At 43.3% G+C, this 18,089-nt stretch carries 18 protein-coding genes, 2 tRNA genes and 1 pseudogene; 14 read left to right on the top strand and 7 right to left on the bottom strand.

Annotated elements, in window-relative coordinates:
* The first annotated feature begins 30 nt into the window (after positions 1 to 30).
* The 7 genes from HG547_RS12580 (at position 31) to HG547_RS12550 (ending at position 4,533) form a co-directional block, all read left to right on the top strand.
* The gene (locus HG547_RS12580) at positions 31 to 1,410 is read left to right on the top strand and encodes an MATE family efflux transporter (protein WP_169548010.1); all 1,380 of its coding nucleotides are present in this window, start codon (positions 31 to 33) and stop codon (positions 1,408 to 1,410) included.
* Positions 1,411 to 1,665: 255 nt separating this feature from the next.
* Positions 1,666 to 1,742 (top strand) — tRNA-Val (locus HG547_RS12575).
* A gap of 49 nt (positions 1,743 to 1,791) precedes the next feature.
* Positions 1,792 to 1,868, top strand: a tRNA-Val gene (locus HG547_RS12570).
* A 560-nt stretch (positions 1,869 to 2,428) separates the two neighbouring features.
* On the top strand, positions 2,429 to 2,731 hold the full coding sequence (locus HG547_RS12565) for a cyclic-phosphate processing receiver domain-containing protein (protein ID WP_069454913.1): 303 nt from the start codon (positions 2,429 to 2,431) through the stop codon (positions 2,729 to 2,731).
* Positions 2,728 to 3,141, top strand: coding sequence for a hypothetical protein (locus tag HG547_RS12560; RefSeq protein WP_069455298.1), 414 nt, complete (start codon positions 2,728 to 2,730; stop codon positions 3,139 to 3,141). The genes HG547_RS12565 and HG547_RS12560 overlap by 4 nt, the downstream gene beginning before the upstream one ends.
* A gap of 8 nt (positions 3,142 to 3,149) precedes the next feature.
* Positions 3,150 to 3,749 (top strand): metallophosphoesterase, encoded by a 600-nt coding sequence (locus HG547_RS12555; RefSeq protein WP_069455299.1) that lies wholly within the window; start codon positions 3,150 to 3,152, stop codon positions 3,747 to 3,749.
* Between the two features lie 103 nt (positions 3,750 to 3,852).
* On the top strand, positions 3,853 to 4,533 hold the full coding sequence (locus HG547_RS12550; RefSeq protein ID WP_037428263.1) for a Sir2 family NAD-dependent protein deacetylase: 681 nt from the start codon (positions 3,853 to 3,855) through the stop codon (positions 4,531 to 4,533).
* Here the strand turns inward: HG547_RS12550 and HG547_RS12545 are convergent.
* Entirely contained in the window at positions 4,530 to 4,877 is a 348-nt protein-coding gene (locus tag HG547_RS12545; RefSeq protein WP_037428262.1) for a hypothetical protein, read from the bottom strand. The two genes, HG547_RS12550 and HG547_RS12545, sit on opposite strands and share 4 nt — an antisense overlap.
* Before the next feature lie 161 nt (positions 4,878 to 5,038).
* Here HG547_RS12545 and HG547_RS12540 point away from each other — a divergent pair, with 161 nt between their 5' ends.
* The 3 genes from HG547_RS12540 to HG547_RS12530 all read left to right on the top strand — a co-directional run bounded on the left by HG547_RS12540 (position 5,039) and on the right by HG547_RS12530 (position 7,553).
* Complete coding sequence (locus tag HG547_RS12540) at positions 5,039 to 6,073, top strand: WYL domain-containing protein (RefSeq protein WP_169548009.1); 1,035 nt, start codon at positions 5,039 to 5,041, stop codon at positions 6,071 to 6,073.
* A gap of 5 nt (positions 6,074 to 6,078) precedes the next feature.
* Complete coding sequence (locus HG547_RS12535; RefSeq protein WP_169548008.1) at positions 6,079 to 6,783, top strand: hypothetical protein; 705 nt, start codon at positions 6,079 to 6,081, stop codon at positions 6,781 to 6,783.
* Between the two features lie 122 nt (positions 6,784 to 6,905).
* On the top strand, positions 6,906 to 7,553 hold the full coding sequence (locus HG547_RS12530) for a hypothetical protein (protein ID WP_169548007.1): 648 nt from the start codon (positions 6,906 to 6,908) through the stop codon (positions 7,551 to 7,553).
* Positions 7,554 to 7,637: 84 nt separating this feature from the next.
* Here HG547_RS12530 and HG547_RS12525 read toward each other — a convergent pair whose 3' ends face one another.
* Positions 7,638 to 7,886 carry a S16 family serine protease gene (locus tag HG547_RS12525; protein ID WP_240200005.1) on the bottom strand — a complete coding sequence of 83 codons (249 nt, stop codon included), beginning with the start codon at positions 7,884 to 7,886 and terminating at the stop codon, positions 7,638 to 7,640.
* 17 nt (positions 7,887 to 7,903) lie between these two features.
* Here HG547_RS12525 and HG547_RS12520 point away from each other — a divergent pair.
* Positions 7,904 to 8,020: pseudogene (locus HG547_RS12520) on the top strand (IS3 family transposase); the annotation flags it as partial.
* Positions 8,021 to 8,074: 54 nt separating this feature from the next.
* On the opposite strand, the gene def reads toward HG547_RS12520, so the two are convergent.
* Positions 8,075 to 8,566: a peptide deformylase gene (def, locus tag HG547_RS12515; RefSeq protein WP_037427638.1), complete on the bottom strand. Its 492-nt coding sequence runs from the start codon at positions 8,564 to 8,566 to the stop codon at positions 8,075 to 8,077.
* Positions 8,567 to 8,774: 208 nt separating this feature from the next.
* Here def and HG547_RS12510 point away from each other — a divergent pair, with 208 nt between their 5' ends.
* Entirely contained in the window at positions 8,775 to 9,218 is a 444-nt protein-coding gene (locus HG547_RS12510; protein WP_169548040.1) for an MGMT family protein, read from the top strand.
* Positions 9,219 to 9,345: 127 nt separating this feature from the next.
* Positions 9,346 to 10,143 (top strand): DUF3108 domain-containing protein, encoded by a 798-nt coding sequence (locus HG547_RS12505; protein ID WP_169548006.1) that lies wholly within the window; start codon positions 9,346 to 9,348, stop codon positions 10,141 to 10,143.
* Positions 10,144 to 10,306: 163 nt separating this feature from the next.
* On the opposite strand, the gene HG547_RS12500 is transcribed toward HG547_RS12505, so the two are convergent.
* A complete protein-coding gene (locus HG547_RS12500) occupies positions 10,307 to 11,086 on the bottom strand; it encodes a class II glutamine amidotransferase (protein ID WP_169548005.1) in 780 nt (259 codons plus the stop codon).
* A gap of 244 nt (positions 11,087 to 11,330) precedes the next feature.
* Between HG547_RS12500 and fadE the strand changes: the two genes are divergently transcribed.
* A complete protein-coding gene (gene fadE / locus HG547_RS12495) occupies positions 11,331 to 13,778 on the top strand; it encodes an acyl-CoA dehydrogenase FadE (RefSeq protein ID WP_169548004.1) in 2,448 nt (815 codons plus the stop codon).
* An 88-nt stretch (positions 13,779 to 13,866) separates the two neighbouring features.
* Here the strand turns inward: fadE and HG547_RS12490 are convergent, their stop codons facing one another.
* From HG547_RS12490 to HG547_RS12480, 3 genes are all read right to left on the bottom strand, one after another.
* Complete coding sequence (locus HG547_RS12490; protein ID WP_169548003.1) at positions 13,867 to 15,879, bottom strand: sodium:proton antiporter; 2,013 nt, start codon at positions 15,877 to 15,879, stop codon at positions 13,867 to 13,869.
* A 297-nt stretch (positions 15,880 to 16,176) separates the two neighbouring features.
* Positions 16,177 to 17,289 carry an HDOD domain-containing protein gene (locus HG547_RS12485; protein ID WP_037419113.1) on the bottom strand — a complete coding sequence of 371 codons (1,113 nt, stop codon included), beginning with the start codon at positions 17,287 to 17,289 and terminating at the stop codon, positions 16,177 to 16,179.
* A gap of 9 nt (positions 17,290 to 17,298) precedes the next feature.
* Positions 17,299 to 18,084 carry an EAL domain-containing protein gene (locus tag HG547_RS12480; protein WP_348981363.1) on the bottom strand — a complete coding sequence of 262 codons (786 nt, stop codon included), beginning with the start codon at positions 18,082 to 18,084 and terminating at the stop codon, positions 17,299 to 17,301.
* Positions 18,085 to 18,089: the final 5 nt, after the last annotated feature.

Raw genomic sequence — 18,089 nt, 5'->3', positions numbered from 1 at the left:
TTGCTCGCTTATTCGTTAAAGGCTGTATTTATGAATCATTCAGGCTTTCAGGCCAAACGCTTAATTCAACTCGCACTTCCAGTGTTGATCGCCCAAGTGACACAAACCATGATGGGGTTTATCGACACGGTAATGGCGGGTCGCGTCAGTGCGGTCGATATGGCCGCAGTGGCTGTGGGGACCAGTCTTTGGTTGCCCGCAATTCTATTTGTACAAGGGCTACTGATGGCTTTTACGCCATTATTTGCCCATCACAATGGCGCAAATAATCAGAAAGCCATTCAACCTTTGGCATTTCAAGGCGCCTACTTAGCCTTAATTGGTGGCCTTGGCGTAATGGCGTTTCTCGCATCAGCGCCACTCGTGCTCAGCCATATGAATTTAGAGCCCCAATTGTACAACTTAACCATAGGATATATCGACGGTATTTTATGGGGTGCCCCCGCATTTGTGCTCTATCAAGTATTGCGCGGTTGCAGTGAGGGGATTTCATATACCTTACCGACTATGATCATCGGTTTTGTGGGACTCGCAGTAAATATTCCAGCAAACTATATCTTTATTTATGGTCACTTCGGCGTGCCTGCCATGGGCGGCGCTGGCTGCGGTGTCGCAACTGCATTGGTATTTTGGGCAATGTTGATCGCCATGACGATTTATATGCAGTTTCATAAGAAATTTGCCGCATTGGCACCCTTTAGCCAATTCCATCGCCCCGATTTTACCACCATGAAGAAGATGACCAAGCTCGGCATGCCAATCGCGATGGCGTTATTTTTTGAAGTAAGTCTGTTTGCGATTATCGCCCTGCTGCTAGCGCCATTAGGCGCAACTGTGGTGGCAAGTCATCAGATAGCGTTGAACTTCTCCGCTATTGTATTTATGTTGCCACTCTCGATTGGTATTGCCGTCTCGATTCGTATTGGCTACTACCTTGGCCGCGATCGTGCAGATATTTCTGCCGTGGTGGCTAAAGTCGGATTGTGGTTGGCACTATCGTTGGCCTTATCGACGGCAATCTTAACGGTGATATTCCGCTTTCAAATCGCCGAGTTATATAACAGCGATCCTGAAGTGGTGGTACTTGCGGGCAGTTTGATGTTGATGGCCGCGCTATATCAACTATCTGACTCAGTCCAAGTGGTTGCCGCTGGTGCACTACGTGGATATAAGGATACCCGCAGTGCGTTTTATATTACGCTGTTTTCCTATTGGGGAATCGGCATGACCTTAGGTTATACCTTGGCGTGTACCGACTTTATCGTACCCGCCATGGGCGCCCATGGCTTTTGGGCAGGATTGATTGCAGGTCTCACCTCGGCGGCGCTGCTGTTTTTCATCCGTCTACGTTATATTCAAAAGCATGGCGTACATTTAAGTCTGATTGAAGGCGACAGCGTGCACCATTGACATAGGACATAATTCACTGAATCAACGGCGAGCATTAGCTCGCCGTTTTGTTTAATTTCTTTTAATTTTGCAATCTTTGAAGCCTAACTTGCCGTTTTATCAGTAACTTTGCTGAAACACTGGGCAAGTTGCACAGCAATTCACCATTTGACAATAAAATTCGTTTTTTTGCTTGCCAGCCTTTCGCTATCCCCCTAATATAGCGCTCGTTCGAAAGCGAGATGCGTTTAGCGATTTCAATATAAGTAGTATAATGCACCCGTAGCTCAGTTGGTTAGAGCACTACCTTGACATGGTAGGGGTCGGTGGTTCGAGTCCACTCGGGTGTACCACTCTCTTCAAAGAGTATAAACTTTGACTTCTTATTAAAAAGTAAACAGTGCACCCGTAGCTCAGTTGGTTAGAGCACTACCTTGACATGGTAGGGGTCGGTGGTTCGAGTCCACTCGGGTGTACCATTTCTTGCTTTAACTCTCTATAAAATCTCAATTTAATATAATCATCCATCAAGATACTTAATTTTTGTTTGTGCCTAAGAAAAAATCTTCGTGCCTGTTCATAGTTTTTCCATAAACATTCAAACATGCACCTCCCTTCGGCTATACCTAATTTTGCCTCTATTGCTTAATCAAGATTTACCGCAATTTCCCTCAAATTTGCCGTTTTTCTACATTTGTGCCCATTTCGTGCCAAACCTGTTGGCACAAGATGCTTTTGACGATTTTTTTGTTGACCCCCACCCTAGTTGGCACACAACAGCAGCTTAAAATTCAAATCAGCTTGAATCTAGCAAAGAAATTATCCGAAAAATGAATAAAATTTTTGTTTTATCTAAATGTTTGGAAGTGAAAGTCGATTAAAAAATTGAATAACGATTCTTGTTTCTTAGTAGGCAAAAATAGGATTGTTACGGACTAATCGGTGCGACACAACAGTGAGAACTAAAAACGACATTACTTGTCATTTTGGTGAGTACACTATGTTCATTAATGAAAATTGACGATGAAAACTGCTTAAGATGAAAATATTTTTGGATGATGAACGAGTCGCTCCTACTGGCTGGCTACAAGTTCGATGGCCAGATGAGGTTATCTCCTATTTAGCCAAAGGCATGGTAACCGATATTAGTCTAGATCATGATTTAGGAGATGATGCTAGAGGTACTGGCTACGATGTGCTGCTTTGGATTGAGCAAGCTATTGTTGATACAGGCTTTAAGCCTCCGAAAATTAATGTACATACGAGTAATCCTGCAGCAAGAATAAGAATGCTTGCTGCAGTAGAACAGATCAACCGCTTAGCTGAAATGAAATCACAATGACTGTACCTACGGTTGCACCTTTACTTTTATTGTCCGGCGATCCATTTCATCTGCTTGGCCAACTTTCAGCCTTTCATAGTCTGAAGCTAATTTGTCGGCTCAAACAAATCCTGCCAGCTCACGTTGGTCGAACTGTCTCGAGTCATGCTGGCATCCCCATGATCGCAGCAGATTTTGAATTGCGGATCATCGCAGAGGCATATAATTGTTTTGAGAATTTTGATGTTGAAATCTATTTGACGTTTCAGAGAGATCGCGACGCTTGGATGCATTATCAACAGAAGGCTAACGAAATGATTAAGTTAGGTTATTCGGTGTTAGTAACGGCTGAAGTCTATAGCCACATTGACGGCTCGATATGTTTGTATGATCCACTACTCACACCAACCGATATGCCTTTTATTCAATAGGACTGACAATGAAACTGCTCCATGTTTCCGATCTGCATTTCAACCAAGTTCAAATGCTATGGGTTACCGACATTGCATCCGAAGCTGACGTTGTTTGTCTAACAGGTGACTTCATTGATAGTCGATACAACTGCCCTACACCAATCGATGAGCAAGTGGCCGTTATCTCATGCTGGTTAAAACAGTTCAATCGTCCTATTTTTGTATGCTCGGGCAATCATGACCAATTAGGTGATGAACTCAATTCAACCTGGTTAAGGGAAATTGAGGGGATCTACGCAGATCAGGCTATAGCCTCAATCAATGGGGTGATATTCGGCAGCGCGTCATATGGTACATCTGACTTCACACCATTTTCTCGATGCAATGTACTGCTTCACCACGAGCCGCCTTCAGGGCTTAGTGTCGCGAAGCAATCGGGGAGAGATTTTGGCTCAAGGGACCTAACAACGGCAATTAAATCAGGCACCTTGTCTCTTGTATGGTTACTGACAGGTCACGTTCATCAACCAGAGAAATGCGCCTCCAAATTTCGCGGGTGCAGCATTTCAAATCCTGGAGCCAACAGTAAGAGTGAAGTCCCTAATCATCATTGGATCCGTATTTAAGCGTGCCTCAATGCTCAGAAGTACGTACAAAACTGTTCCATTAAAAAACAATATATAACTCCACATTGCGATTAAAAATCATGACATCTTAGGAGAAGTTATTTTGAGTAAACCAGAGATTGATCCAAACCATATTGTCGTTTTTACTGGAGCAGGAATATCAGCGGATCAGCTAGCGACATTTACTGATGATAATGGACTGTGGTTGAAGTATCGGGTTGAAGAGGTTTCTTCTGCTCAGGCCTTAAAAGCGTACCCAGAAAAAGTTATCGATTTCTATAATTTCCGCAAACAGGAAGTGTTGTCAGCACACCCTAATCCAGCACACATTGCCATTGCCGAACTTGAAAAAAAATACCGGGTTAGTGTTGTAACCAGTAATGTGGATAATCTTCACGAACGAGCAGGCTCAACTCAGGTTTATCACGTTCACGGAAGTCTATTTGAGGCTCGGCATTTAGAGAGTGATGTTTCATTTAGCATCGGTGATAGGCTTTATTCGCTCGAGAATAATGAAAGGCCTCACGTCGTTTTATTTGGGGAGCAGGTTCCTAATCTTTATGAAGTAAAAAAACTATTTAAAACAGCATCTAAGGTTTTGATTGTTGGCACTTCCCTTACCGTAAAGCCTGTATGTAATCTTCCAAAATATGCACGCGGAAGAGCAGAAAAAATTCTAGTCTCTAAACATGTCAACAAACGACCTTATGGTTTTGAGTTCATCCCCTTAGATGCAATTATTGCTGTACCGCTGATAGTAAAACGCTGGCTTAATCAACATTAATGGCGACCAACTCGCTCCCCACCTACTTTAGCCAACATTGTTTCCACGATATCACTTGATGACCATTGGAAAGAAATGATGGATTTTTCGATTTTGAAAAATCCATGTGGCATCCCCTTGGAAATACCGTAATCATCCAGCATGGATGCAAAGACCCTATCCAACGCGATTTTTGATTCAAATGGCACATTCTCATCACCATCAACCAAACGCCACTTTTGGTAACTTGCATTTGAATAAGGAGGCTCTTGGCTACACGTACCAATAAAAATATATCCATTCATACTGGCAAGTGTTGGACAGATATCCAGTATCTCTTTGATAACACACGTTACCGATTTCATATCAGGCTCCGATTGGGGGTTCATTGATACTACTTAGAGATACGACATCTAACGGCTAAAACAATTCTAGAACCATGAATGACATTATATGACTCTGGTCAATATATCATAGCCGTTAGTTATGAATAATAGCGAAATTCCCTTCGAGGTTATGGTGTTACATGCAAGAAAATGATCCCGCAAACGAGCGCCGTCGCAAAAGTGCAATTTTTAGAAATTTGTTTATGTTGGATAACCTTCCCACTTTCCCTGCTCGTGGTATGACCTTGTCCGAAATTCATACCTTACTGGAAGATGAAGGATTTGAACTGTCAATGAGGACGATTCAAAGAGACCTTAAAATGCTTTCTGCATGGGCAAACCTAGGATATGAGGACGATGACCTAGGATATCGACGCTGGTTCAGAGATTTAAAAAAGCGAAATGTGCTCGATATTCTTCCCACGTCAGAAGCATTCATGCTGGTACTGTCGGAGCAGTTACTACGGAGAGTATTACCGCTACATCAAAGTGACAAACTTGAAGCATGGTTAAATCAGGCCAATGTAACGCTATCCTCAAAACACCTCTATGCGAACTGGATGAAAAAAGTTCGGGTTGTCTCGGACAATTATCCCATCATCTACGATGAGCAGCACATTGACGAGCAATACCGAAAAATCATCTATGAGAGTGTACTTAATGAGAAGGTCATCTCTATTGGCTATCAGTCGAGTGAGGTGAGTGACATAAAATATTACACTCTTAATCCATTAGGTTTAATTATTAGGGAGCAAAGCCATTACCTTGTAGCCACTAAGGAAGAGTCACCAGAGGTGCCTCAGCTATTCCTTTTCCACAAAATAATATCAGTCCAAAAGGAGTATTTGGGCATTACCAAACCCAAATCTTTCACTCTTGATGAGTATTACACCAAAAATCCAACAGGCTGGCTCTTAGAGGACACATTAACCACAGTAGAGCTAAAAGTTAAACATTACGCTCTGGATGTTGTTAAACACAATAAGCTTTCCATAGACCAACAGCTTGAACAGATAGATGAAACATGGTGGAAAGTGACTTTTACTTGTTATCCAACATACGATCTCATCGGTTGGATCCTTAAATTTGGTCAAGATGTCGTGTGTTTATCTCCTACTTCACTAAAGCAATTTGTGGTCAAACGATTACGAGCCACTATTGAAAACTACGAGTAAGCATTATGGATATTAGAGTCGAATTAATAAACAAATTGAATGATCATGAACACTTTCAAAAATATCCTCGATTAACACCATGGGTTGGGTCGCGGTACTCAGAAAACAAAATCCTGATTATTGGTGAAAGTCATTATTTGCCCAAAGGGGCGACCTACCATAAGGATGTCGAAAAATGGTATGCAGGGAATGAATTGGCGCTTGAAGAACACATCAAACATCACTGCCTCAATGAGAAGAACGGGATCAGCTACATAAGCACCTCTGGTATTCTTAGGGCTCGCTCAACGGATGTATCACCTGAAGAAAGAAAATCATTCAAAGCCAAAGGCCATACTATTTATCGTAATCTGTTAACTACCATAAATTCATCTCCTAAATTCAAGCACCAAAATTACCTGGACGTCATTGACCAAGTTGCTTATTACAACTATTTCCAACGCCCAGCAGAGGAGGCCGGAGGAAGTATAGATGTAACCTGCCTCGATAAAGTTATGGCCGAGAGTACATTAAAGCTAGTTTTAAACACACTACAACCGGAGTTAATCATCGTAGCATCAAGGAAGGCTGGGAAATTGATTAAGCCGGTAATACCTAATTATGAGTTTGTCATTACAGCCCACCCGTCAAGCGTATGGTGGAATCGGCTAACCAAAAAGGGGAATTGCGGGAGAAGTGATTTAACCCACTTTTTAGCGAAGCATGTGTGAAAACTTAAGTTGTTAAGTAAGCATATGTTATTTAAAACATATTAAAATTTATGATTATATTCCAATGAGTTAGAGGTACCCCAACCTTTGGATTAATCCAAATAAAGTCTAAGGAGATTTTAGTGGATATCGAACTATCAAAGCTATTAAATGAGCTGAATAATATATATACCAAATCCGACATAAGTAAGTATTGCTTAGAAAATGGGCATAAATGGTCCTATTCTTTGGTTACCTCTACTCTCGAAAAAAATGGCCCACTTGTTATTGGATTCAACTGGGGAGCCTCAAAGGGCGAAGAATACGAGCCTCAAACAGAAATAAAAAAAGCAAACTTCTTAACTGAAGATATTGGTTCGCTATCTAGAATATATCCATTTTGTAGAAAACACTTCGGTGATGATTTTATATCCAAGATAACTCAATCAAACTATTGCTTTTTTAGATCCCACAATGAGTCCCAGATAAGTTCAAAAGACATTGAGTTGTGTGAGCCAATCTTTGAAAAATTGATTAGTATTATAGAACCTTCGATAATCCTTTGTTTTTCAAGCAAACTCCGCGATTCAATCCTCAGAAGTGGTAAAATTAAATCACTAGAAAAGCTTGAAATTGAATACGATAGAGGAAGCTTAAAAATGACATATAGTGCAATCAAAGCAACCTTAAACTCTGGGGTTAAAATTAATTTTTTACCACACCCAAACTATCCCATTAAAGGTGAAGCCAGAATAAAAGCATGGGACTTTTGTTGTGGGCGAAATTCTTGATATGGAGTAGTCCGATCGTAGATAACTACGATCGGACTACGACTAAACTCATCTAAGCAGCCATGTTTTATAATTAAATTTATGTTAATTCACACCGAGCGCTTTATATACCGCATCCACAGGGTCAGCATAAAAGCTGATTTGAAACTTGGAGAAGATCTCTGCAGGCACAGTAGGAATATCTGAGGCGGAGGCCATGGGCAATAATACTCGCTTCCCGCCGCTGTCCATTGCCAATTGTAAACTGCCCGCCAGATCTTCTACCGGATTGACCACACCACCGAGCGTCATGTCCCCAAGAACCACCATTTGCTCCTGCACAGGTTTGTTCATCAATATAGAACAAAATGCCACTGATGACGCGTGATCAAATGAGACAAGCGGTATTTGAGTATATTGAGGTTGATTACAATCGAACCAGACGGCATAGTGCTCTTGGTTATTTGAGCCCTGAAAACTTTGAATAAAAAAACAGTGCTTAGCAAAGTGTCCACTATTACTGGATCAGATCATTGGGGAAATTAGGCGTATTTACGTACCTTTTTTAAGGCGATTTGTTGCTTCAATGCCGATAAATGCTCGATAAACACTTTACCGTGTAAATGATCAATTTCATGTTGCAAAACAATGGCTAAAAAGTCGTCGGTTTCGATTTCAACCGCTTTGCCTTGTCTGTCTAAGGCGGTGACTTTGACCTTTTCGAAACGGCTCACTTTGGCGCGGTAACCTGGGATTGAAAGACAGCCTTCTTCACCCACATACTCGCCAGACTTTTCAACAATCTCTGGATTAATCAGCACTAAGGGTTGGTCACGGGTTTCGGATAAATCGATCACAATCACCGCATCTGTACTGCCCACTTGGGTAGAGGCCAGACCGATACCATCGTCAGTGTGGTACATGGTTTCGATTAAGTCATCGATAAATCCCTGAATTGCTTCTATATCTTTTACGGGTTGCGCTTTGCGTTTTAGACGTTCATCGGGAATTGTCAGAATATCGAGTACAGCCATGCCTGTTTCATCTCTTATGGAGTCAAAAAAATTGGCGCCATTATGAACTATTCCTGTGTTTTCTCAATATTCAAAACTAAATAGTTTAATAAAAATCATTACAATCGGTTTTTTAGATTGACATTACGGCTTTTCAAACTAGCCTCTATTTCACTTGGCCTTCGTTTAACGCTACACTGGCTCATCTGTTCATGTTTTACTTGGCATCATCATGCGATTTGCAAAAGATAAGTCTCCACTTTATCGCTACTTAGAGCAAGATAAGGCTAATACGCCAGACGAGTTAGACAATACACAAGATATACGAAGTCATGCCCTATCACCCATGGCGAAGATTTGGCAGATTGTAGCGATGATCCCGCCCGGCAAAGTGAGCAGTTATGGTAAGATCGCCGATTTCGCAGGGTTACCAAGACGCGCTCGCTATGTATCCAGGGCTCTCAAATTGGCCCCCGAACATTTGTCACTTCCTTGGCATAGAGTACTCAATAGTCAAGGAAAAATTTCCTTCGAAAAACATTCAGCCTCCTTTCAGGAACAGATGGAATTATTGCGCCTTGAAGGTGTAATGGTGAACTGTGGCAAAGTGAACTTGTCTGAATGTGAGTGGCAACCGGATATGGCAACCTTAGTGATGTCAATCCCGTTCTAATTTAATATATTGATCTAAAAACTATTTATTCCAATATAAACTCGGTTATAAACACTTAAATTTGATAGCTGAGCCATAGGATAAACAGTGTTAGACGCTTTCTGTTTGCGATATAAAGGAGCATTAATTGCGCACAATTCCAACGTTATTCGTGAGTCTCGCACTCACCCACAGCGTATTTGCGATGGCGGCGCCAACGCCTTTAACGCCTCAAACTGCTGAATATCAAGTTAATTATGGTGATGTTGAACTGGGTAAGGCCAAGTATCAACTGCCTGCCATAGAGGATGGCGTCTATAAATATCGCTTCGATAGCGATCTTAGCCTGTTATTACTGACCGATGTGCGCCATGTACTAAGTGAGTTTGCCCAAGAGGGGAATCAATTATTGCCCCTGCGCTATTTGCATGAGCGCCAAGGCGTCGGCCCAAATTTTATCGAACAAACCGCCTTTGCTAAGGCACAGGGCATGATCCACACCCGTTATAAGGATGAAAAAGGTAAATTCCCGTTTGAAGGCGATATTTTCGATCCCTTAATGGTGCAGCTGCAGTTTCGACTCGATATCAGCGCTGACAAAGAAATGCTTGATTATAAAATGATTAAATCTAACGAGCTCGATGAGTATAAGTTCCATGTGATTGGTAAGGAACGGATGACAATTGAAAGCGGCAGTTATGATACAGTCAAAATTGAGGTAGTGCGTGACAATCATAAACGCCAAACCTTCTTTTGGATGGCGCCGGATTTAGCCTACCTCCCCGTTCGTCTAACGCACTTTGAAAAAGGCAGTAAGCAGCTAGATATCAAACTGCTTAAGTATCATTTTGACGATGTGCCAGTTGAAGCCGCGCCCGCTGCCGTTGATATTGAAGTTCCGACGGAGCAGAAAGTACCTAAACTCCTCGGCACAGGCGCGAATTAAGCCAGTTACACATTTATCGCAATTTAAGATGGATTTAGCGCTGTTTCTAAGATGCCGTAACAACACAGCACTAAACACAAAAGGCCAAAGGTGAGTGACTCCGTTTGGCCTTTTGTATCCTATTTAATTCCATCAAAATGCAATGACTGTGACAGCGCCCCAATTACAAATCGATAAGCAGCTCACCTAAGCGGAACAACTTCCAATTACCGGGTTGCATCACCTGCCAGTCTTCGTTTTCGGTTAGCGGCCGAGTGGCAATTACAGTCACGACATCGTGTGGCGTGGTTTCTTTATCAAAATCAATCACTACATCGGTATCAATTAATTTTGCCTTGCCAAACGGCGCCCTGCGGGTGATGTAACACAGATTATTACTGCAATAACTCATCAAGTATTCGCCATCGCTGAGGATCATATTAAACACCCCAAGCGCACGGATTTGTTCGGCCAGCGTTGCCACAAATCGAAACACCGCTTGCATATCTTCAGGCCGACGATCACCAAACTTGGCCGCGATTTGCTCCAATATCCAGCAAAAAGCCAGCTCGCTGTCGGTATCACCAACACTCTGATAACGGGACACCTCAAACTTCGCCTGATAGTCGCTTAACTGACCATTATGAGCATAGGTCCAATAACGGCCCCACAACTCACGGGTGAATGGGTGAGTATTTTCAAGGGAAACACAGCCGCGATTGGCCTGACGAATATGGCTTATCACCACCTCGCTTTTAATCGGATAGGATTTGATCAATTTTGCAATGTGCGACTCACTACTCGGGCAAGCATCTTTAAAAGTTCTGCTGCCACGGCCCTCATAGAAAGTGATCCCCCAACCGTCAACATGGGGCCCAGTGACGCCACCACGCTGTGCTAAACCCGTAAAACTAAAAACAATATCGGTCGGCACATTGGCGCTCATCGCCAGTAACTCACACATGTTTATCGCCTTTCTCTATCCAAATATCCACAGTTTTGCATTGTAACTAGTTGATGACATTTGTGGAATGATCAAAGGTGACAAAAAATTTAAACAATTGTTTGAAAAATACTTGTATTAAAACTGCCTTAGGTTTAACTTTTATGCGACACAGGTCAGACCACAAACTATAATTGTGATCGCAATCAACAAAACTCGTTATGACCTGTGATTGGCACTCGGTCATAATTAAGGAGAAATTACAGTGACTACCCTACTTTGGATCATCGCCATGATCTTAGTGCTAGGAGCCCTAGCTTACCTTCGGGTATCTTTGCTCACTGCCACTATTGCAGCCGCTGTTGTGATGACAGCCGGATGGACACTCGATGTTGTCGGCCCTATCTCTTGGATTATCTTCCTGGTGATCGCGCTGCCACTCAATATCAGAGCATTTAGACAAAATGTTATCAGTAGCCCACTGATGAAGATGTACCGTGGCATCATGCCCGAAATGTCTTCAACCGAAAAAGAAGCGATTGAAGCTGGTACCACTTGGTGGGAAGCCGATCTGTTTGCGGGTAACCCAAACTGGAAAAAACTCCACAACTACCCTGTCGCTCGTTTAAGTGCCGATGAGCAAGCCTTCTTAGACGGTCCAGTTGAAGAAGTGTGCCGCATGGTGAATCAACACCAAGTATCGCACCAACTGGCTGATTTGCCTGCTGAAGTATGGCAATACCTGAAAGATCACGGCTTCTTCGCGATGATCATTAAGAAAAAGTACGGCGGTTTAGAGTATTCTGCCTACGCTCAATCCCGCGTGCTGCAAAAGCTGGCAGGTTTAAGCAGTGAATTAGCCTCGACTGTTGGCGTACCTAACTCTTTAGGCCCTGGTGAGCTGCTGCAACACTATGGTACGCCTGAGCAGCAAAACTATTACCTGCCACGTTTAGCCAAAGGCTTAGAAGTCCCTTGTTTCGCATTAACCAGCCCTGAGGCCGGTAGCGATGCGGGTTCTATCCCTGACTTTGGTATCGTGTGTAAAGGCCAATGGGAAGGTGAAGAAGTTCTGGGGATGAAATTAACGTGGAACAAGCGTTACATCACCCTCGCCCCTGTTGCGACTGTATTAGGTCTGGCGTTTAAACTGCGCGATCCTGATCATCTACTTGGTGATAAAGAAGAGCTGGGGATTACCTGTGCGCTGATCCCAACGGATGTAGAAGGTGTTGAAACCGGTCGTCGCCACTTCCCGCTGAACTGTATGTTCCAAAACGGTCCAACCCGCGGTAAAGACGTATTCGTACCTTTAAGCTTTATCATCGGCGGCCCGAAAATGGCAGGCCAAGGCTGGCGCATGCTGGTTGAATGTTTGTCTGTAGGTCGTGGTATTACGCTGCCATCAAACTCTGCCGGTGGCGTGAAAACCGCAGCTTTGGCAACGGGTGCTTATGCGCGTATTCGTCGTCAATTCAAACTACCAATTGGTAAGTTAGAAGGGATTGAAGAGCCAATGGCACGCATCGGTGGTAACGCCTACCTAATGGATGCCGTGACCTCATTAACCACCACGGGTATCGACTTAGGTGAAAAACCTTCAGTTATCTCGGCTATCGTGAAATATCACCTGACCGATCGTATGCAGAAATGCGTTATCGACGCCATGGACATCCACGGTGGTAAAGGTGTGTGCTTAGGCCCTAACAACTACTTAGGCCGTGGCTATCAAGCGGCTCCGATTGCGATTACCGTTGAAGGCGCAAACATCCTGACACGTTCGATGATCATCTACGGTCAAGGCGCTATTCGTTGTCATCCTTATGTATTGGCCGAAATGGAGTCAGCGTTTGATACTGAGTCTGGCCAAGGCTTAGCCAACTTCGATGCGGCCATCTTCGGTCACATTGGTTTTGCGACCAGTAACTTTGTGCGTAGCTTCTGGTTAGGTCTGACATCAAGCCGTTTCTCTAACGCGCCATACTCAGATAAAACCAAACGTTATTATCAACATATGAACCGTTTCAGTGCTAACCTTGCCCTGCTATCAGACTTGGCCATGGCAACCTTAGGCGGTAACTTAAAACGTAAAGAGCGTATTTCTGCCCGCTTAGGCGATCTGTTAAGCCAGTTATATCTCGCTTCTGCGACCTTAAAACGTTATCAAGATGAAGGCCGTCAAACAGACGATCTACCACTGGTACAATGGGCGGTTGAAGATGCTCTGTACAAGTTACAGGCTTCATTAGACGATTTACTGGATAACTTCCCTATGGGTCTGGGCGGCGTATTACGCGCCATCATGTTCCCATTTGGTCGTCCACTGAAACGTCCAAGCGATGTGTTAGACCATAAAGTGGCTAAGATCATGCAAACCCCTTGTGAAAGCCGTGATCGTTTAGGTAAAGGCCAATTCTGGACTAACACTGAGCACAATGCTGTGGGTATCCAAGAGCAAACGCTGAAGGATATTCTGGCCGCCGAACCTTTATTCGACAAAGTCTGTAAAGCCAGTGGCAAACGTTTACCTTTCATGTGGTTAGATAAAGTCGCTGCTGAAGGTAAAGCCTTAGGCGTACTAAGCGACAGCGAAGTACAACTGTTGGAACGTGCCGAAATCGGCCGAATGAAGTCTATCAATGTGGATGACTTCGACCCAGCAGAACTGCGCCCTGAAGTGATTTCTACCACTTCACAGGAACGCGCCGCTTAGTAGCTAAGCGGTACCAGCTAAGCCCATCAAAATAAACAAAAGGCACTACAATCTAGTGCCTTTTTTATTTTCGTCTCACTTAACGGGCTTATCCCTTAGCTAGAGTTTCATCAGATGTATTAATGTTTTCTTGAACTTCAACCTCAGGTTGCGTTTGTTCCGCAGCCTTAATTTGCGCTTGCAGCTCAAGTCGTTGACGTTCAGCTTCTGCTTTCTCCTCGGCCTTGGCTTTCGCAAGGGCAGCTTCTTCCGCCGCTTTGGCCTGTGCAGCTATCGCCTCTTGCTCTGCAATCGCCTGTTGGATTTTCGCTTCTTCAAGGGCTTCAACGGGCAATAAACTAATCAACTCAATGCCGTTGGGGAATTGGTTGTTATTGCCTGACACAATCACAACTTTACCTTCTTTGGTTAGATACACTAACGGCAATGCCGTTTCGCCATAACGCTTGCGGAAATGCTCGAAAGTGAAGTTTTCAGTTAAGTTAGTGACTTTAAGTTGCGCTCCTTTCGCCATTTGACTAGCGATTTTGGCATAGGAAACCGCATCACCAAATAAACATAGCCGCTGTTTGTAAGACTCAGACAATTGATGGCGCGCGCTGCCCTGCTCGGCATTATTAAGGCCAAAAACCTTTTTAGCGCCTAATACATCTTGAAAATAAAAGGTCACTAGCGGGTTTAACTGCCTATAAGGCGACATGATCAGCACGCGGCCAATCCCAGTTAGATCCATATAGGTTTCAGCATGTTCCGAGGCAGGGTTACCAAAATAGACCGGAATATTGTCCATCCGTGCAAGGCGAATATTATCCCAGTTGCTGTCGGCCAGCAGCACTTTTATATCTTTACTTTTTAAGATTTTTGCCAGCTCGCGGGAAAACTTGGAGGCACCAAAAATTAATAATCCTTGCGCCGAACCCGACATGACCCCAAGGTATTTCGCCCAGCGGCCCGCGGTTAGGCTTTGGATCACCACTGTGCCGATAATGATTAAAAACACTAAAGGTACAATGGCTTCGGCGCCCTGCACATTGTTTGCCTCTAACTTAATGGCGAATAATGAAGACACGGCCGCTGCCACAATCCCCCGCGGAGCAATCCAACATAGGAACCACTTATCGGCCTTTGATAATGACGTGCCTATGCCAGATACCCAAATACTAACTGGCCGTGCGATCAGCATGGTCACAGCGAGTACACCAATGCCGCCCCAGCCTAAATCCAACATGGCATTCGAGTCTAGTCTCGCTGCTAACAGAATAAATAATGCGGAGATCAGCAGAACTGTCAGTGTTTCTTTAAATTCAAGGATTTCAGCAATATCCACGCCGCGCATATTCGCCAGCCAAATGCCCATCACAGTCACGGTGAGCAATCCCGATTCTTCCTGCAACAAATTTGAGCCGACGAAAATCCCCAGCATTAGGGTTAATACTGCGGTATTACGTAAATAGTGTGGCAACAAATTGTGGCGGATCACTTGGCCAATTAAGTAACCTGATGCAGCGCCTAAGCCTAAGCCAAGTGTGAGCATAGAACCTAGTGCATAGAGTACATGGCTAGTTTGATTGCCAGATACCGTTATATATTCAAACACTAATACCGCTAGCAGCGCGCCAATTGGGTCAATCACAATCCCTTCCCAGCGTAAAATACTCGCGAGCTGCGACTTTGGCCTAACGCTGCGCAGCATTGGTACTATCACAGTTGGCCCCGTGACCACCACCAACGCACCAAATAGCAGTGCAACTTCCCAGCTAAAATCCAGCAGGTAAAAAGTGGCAACACTGATACAACCCCAGGTGATCACCATTCCGATGCTCACTAAGTGAGTCACCATGCGGCCATGATCTTTAATCTCTTTAAAATTGAGGGTTAATGCGCCCTCAAACAGGATCACGGCAACGCCTAGGGAAATAATCGGAAACAGTAAATCCCCAAATATTGCATCGGGATTTAACACTCCAAATGCTGGACCTAGTAGTAAACCACAGAGTAGTAGCGGTAAAATTGCAGGTAATCTCAATTTCCAACCAAGCCATTGACAAAAAAGTGAAAGCACGCCGATGAGTGCTAGCATCCCAGTGATTTTTTCAACCATAAAACATCCTTTCGTTAGGTGAGGCATGCGATTGTGGATTTAACCTAACACGCTTTTTCATTCAGGAAAATAAACGGTTAATGATAACAATAGCAGTAAAAAGCACGCTCTAGTGATGCAAATAAGTTAGATGATATTCAACTTTATTCGCATACCAAGGGAGTTCGAAGGGTTAACATTGCTATATGGGAAACACGAAAGCGACAGAGAATAAAGTTGCAGTCTATTCAGCAAGTTGGGATAAGTTAGTGATCGAATAAATATGTAAGATCTAAATACCCACAAATGTATCTTGAGTTAGAGATTAGCTAATTTTAGTTTTATTTGCTCATCGGGTAGCTTATTCAATATTTCATCGGGGATTCTGCCGTGATATTTAGTGGCATAGTGTGCCAAGCATAATAATAAGGCTAGATTATGTTCAACATTACTCACCTCAGGCTCTGCGCTGGACAAAATGTTGTCACATAAGGATTCGCTATACCCCCAAAGCGTTAAAAGATAGGCTGATATAGAGACGATGAGTTTTCTCACTGGCCACTCCGTAAACTGAGTCGCAAACGAATCTTGCCAAATACGAGATGCCAAAATCAACTCACCTATTGACGACATCAAAGCCGCAATAAATAGCTCTTCTTGTAAACTCTTTTGTAAATTAAGTGCTTTAGCGATTTTTTGAGCGTTAAGCGCTAACTGATACGCATGTTCGTTAATTCTACTCTGTGCAGACTTATCAATAATCGACGTCGCCGATTGCTCAATGGCGATAGAACTAATAATCGCGCTAGTTAAATCCACCCCTAAGCGTTTGATAGCCTCTTCAATTGAGAGTGTTGTGCGGCTAAAACCCAAAAACGCAGAGTTTGCGAGTTGTAATAATTTAGCGGTAATAATTGGTTCGTGGGCAATAAGATCAACAATATCGGCGGCTTCGGATTGCTGATTTAGAAGCACTTTGCGGACTTGTTGCACTATGTCTGGCAGAGGTAGTAATAAAGCACTTGCGCCCAACATTGCTCTAACGTCTTGGGAGAATGGCAATTTATGAACCCGTTCCACTGAGGTCAGAAGTTGTACAATATCCTGTTCATTGAAGGGTTTACTCAATACAAAATGAGCCGTTTTGCCCGCTTTGCATACTACTTCCTCTGTCGTGTCACCTGTAAGTAACGCTCTAATTGCCTGGGGATAATGTTTTGAAACCTCAACGAGTACCCTATCGCCATTAACATCAGGCATTAAATAATCGCAGATTATAAGATCGACATTAACATCATTAGCTATAGATTTTGCCCAGTTTAGGCCATCCTCCTCAGTCCAAAACTGCCAGTCAGGTCTCAGTCTTTTCGCTAGCCGTAAGAGAGCTCTAAGCATAAAACTGTCATCATCAACAAAGAGTACATTAAACATAACTCTCTCCTAAGCCATTGTGGCTGAAAGACTTTCAAAAGAAGCCAATAGCGCTAAATACTCCTCTTCAGATTGCGGTTTAGAAATGCAGTATCCTTGCACTACATCACAACCTAAGGATTTGACAATATTGAGTTGGTCCAATGTTTCAATACCCTCGACAACCACTTTCATGTTCAGATCATGTGCTAACCTGACCACATTAGCCACTAAACTTTCAGTATTCAAATTACTTTCAATATCAAGCACAAGTGAACGGTCAATTTTTAGTACATTAATAGGTAGTTTACTCAAGTAACTCAAAGATGAATAACCGGTACCAAAATCATCTATCGCAATACTGATACCGAGTTCAGCAATCGCCTTAAGGGTGATCGCGCAATCTTCAAGGTTATTAAGCAAAAAAGTTTCGGTTAATTCAAATTCTAAATCTGTCGGTGAAACGCCTGTCAGCTGAATATGATGTTTTATCCAGTGAATAAAATCAGGCTCAGTTAACTGTCGACCAGATATATTAATTGCCATTTTTCCAAATTGAATGCCTTCACTCCGCCATCTGGCCGCAGTAATAAAGGCCGTTTTGAGTACCCAATAGCCAATATCCACCATTTGGCCATGTTGCTCAGCTAAAGGAATAAATAACGCAGGTGAAACCATCCCAAATTCGGGGTGCTGCCACCGAATGAGGGCTTCACAGCCGGACAAATTATATTTGGCAAAATCAAATTTTGGCTGAAAATGCAGAAAAAGTTGACGCTGTTGCACCGCATGAAATAACGCCTGATTTAATGAGATCTGGT

It is taken from the genome of Shewanella sp. DNRA4 (genome assembly GCF_012843185.1).
GTDB lineage: Bacteria > Pseudomonadota > Gammaproteobacteria > Enterobacterales > Shewanellaceae > Shewanella > Shewanella xiamenensis.
The sequence above is the reverse complement of the archived record's forward strand: the minus strand, read 5'-3'. Positions and strand labels throughout refer to the sequence as shown.

What these genes read in the sequence shown, in the direction of transcription:
- def (WP_037427638.1), bottom strand. Translation starts at nt 8,566, where the DNA reads ATGGCTGTACTCGATATTCTGACAATTCCCGATGAACGTCTAAAACGC.
- HG547_RS12490 (WP_169548003.1), bottom strand. Translation starts at nt 15,879, where the DNA reads ATGGTTGAAAAAATCACTGGGATGCTAGCACTCATCGGCGTGCTTTCA.
- HG547_RS12485 (WP_037419113.1), bottom strand. Translation starts at nt 17,289, where the DNA reads ATGTTTAATGTACTCTTTGTTGATGATGACAGTTTTATGCTTAGAGCT.
- HG547_RS12555 (WP_069455299.1), top strand. Translation starts at nt 3,150, where the DNA reads ATGAAACTGCTCCATGTTTCCGATCTGCATTTCAACCAAGTTCAAATG.
- HG547_RS12500 (WP_169548005.1), bottom strand. Translation starts at nt 11,086, where the DNA reads ATGTGTGAGTTACTGGCGATGAGCGCCAATGTGCCGACCGATATTGTT.
- HG547_RS12565 (WP_069454913.1), top strand. Translation starts at nt 2,429, where the DNA reads ATGAAAATATTTTTGGATGATGAACGAGTCGCTCCTACTGGCTGGCTA.
- HG547_RS12540 (WP_169548009.1), top strand. Translation starts at nt 5,039, where the DNA reads ATGCAAGAAAATGATCCCGCAAACGAGCGCCGTCGCAAAAGTGCAATT.
- HG547_RS12525 (WP_240200005.1), bottom strand. Translation starts at nt 7,886, where the DNA reads ATGAACAAACCTGTGCAGGAGCAAATGGTGGTTCTTGGGGACATGACG.
- HG547_RS12560 (WP_069455298.1), top strand. Translation starts at nt 2,728, where the DNA reads ATGACTGTACCTACGGTTGCACCTTTACTTTTATTGTCCGGCGATCCA.
- HG547_RS12535 (WP_169548008.1), top strand. Translation starts at nt 6,079, where the DNA reads ATGGATATTAGAGTCGAATTAATAAACAAATTGAATGATCATGAACAC.
- HG547_RS12545 (WP_037428262.1), bottom strand. Translation starts at nt 4,877, where the DNA reads ATGAAATCGGTAACGTGTGTTATCAAAGAGATACTGGATATCTGTCCA.
- HG547_RS12580 (WP_169548010.1), top strand. Translation starts at nt 31, where the DNA reads ATGAATCATTCAGGCTTTCAGGCCAAACGCTTAATTCAACTCGCACTT.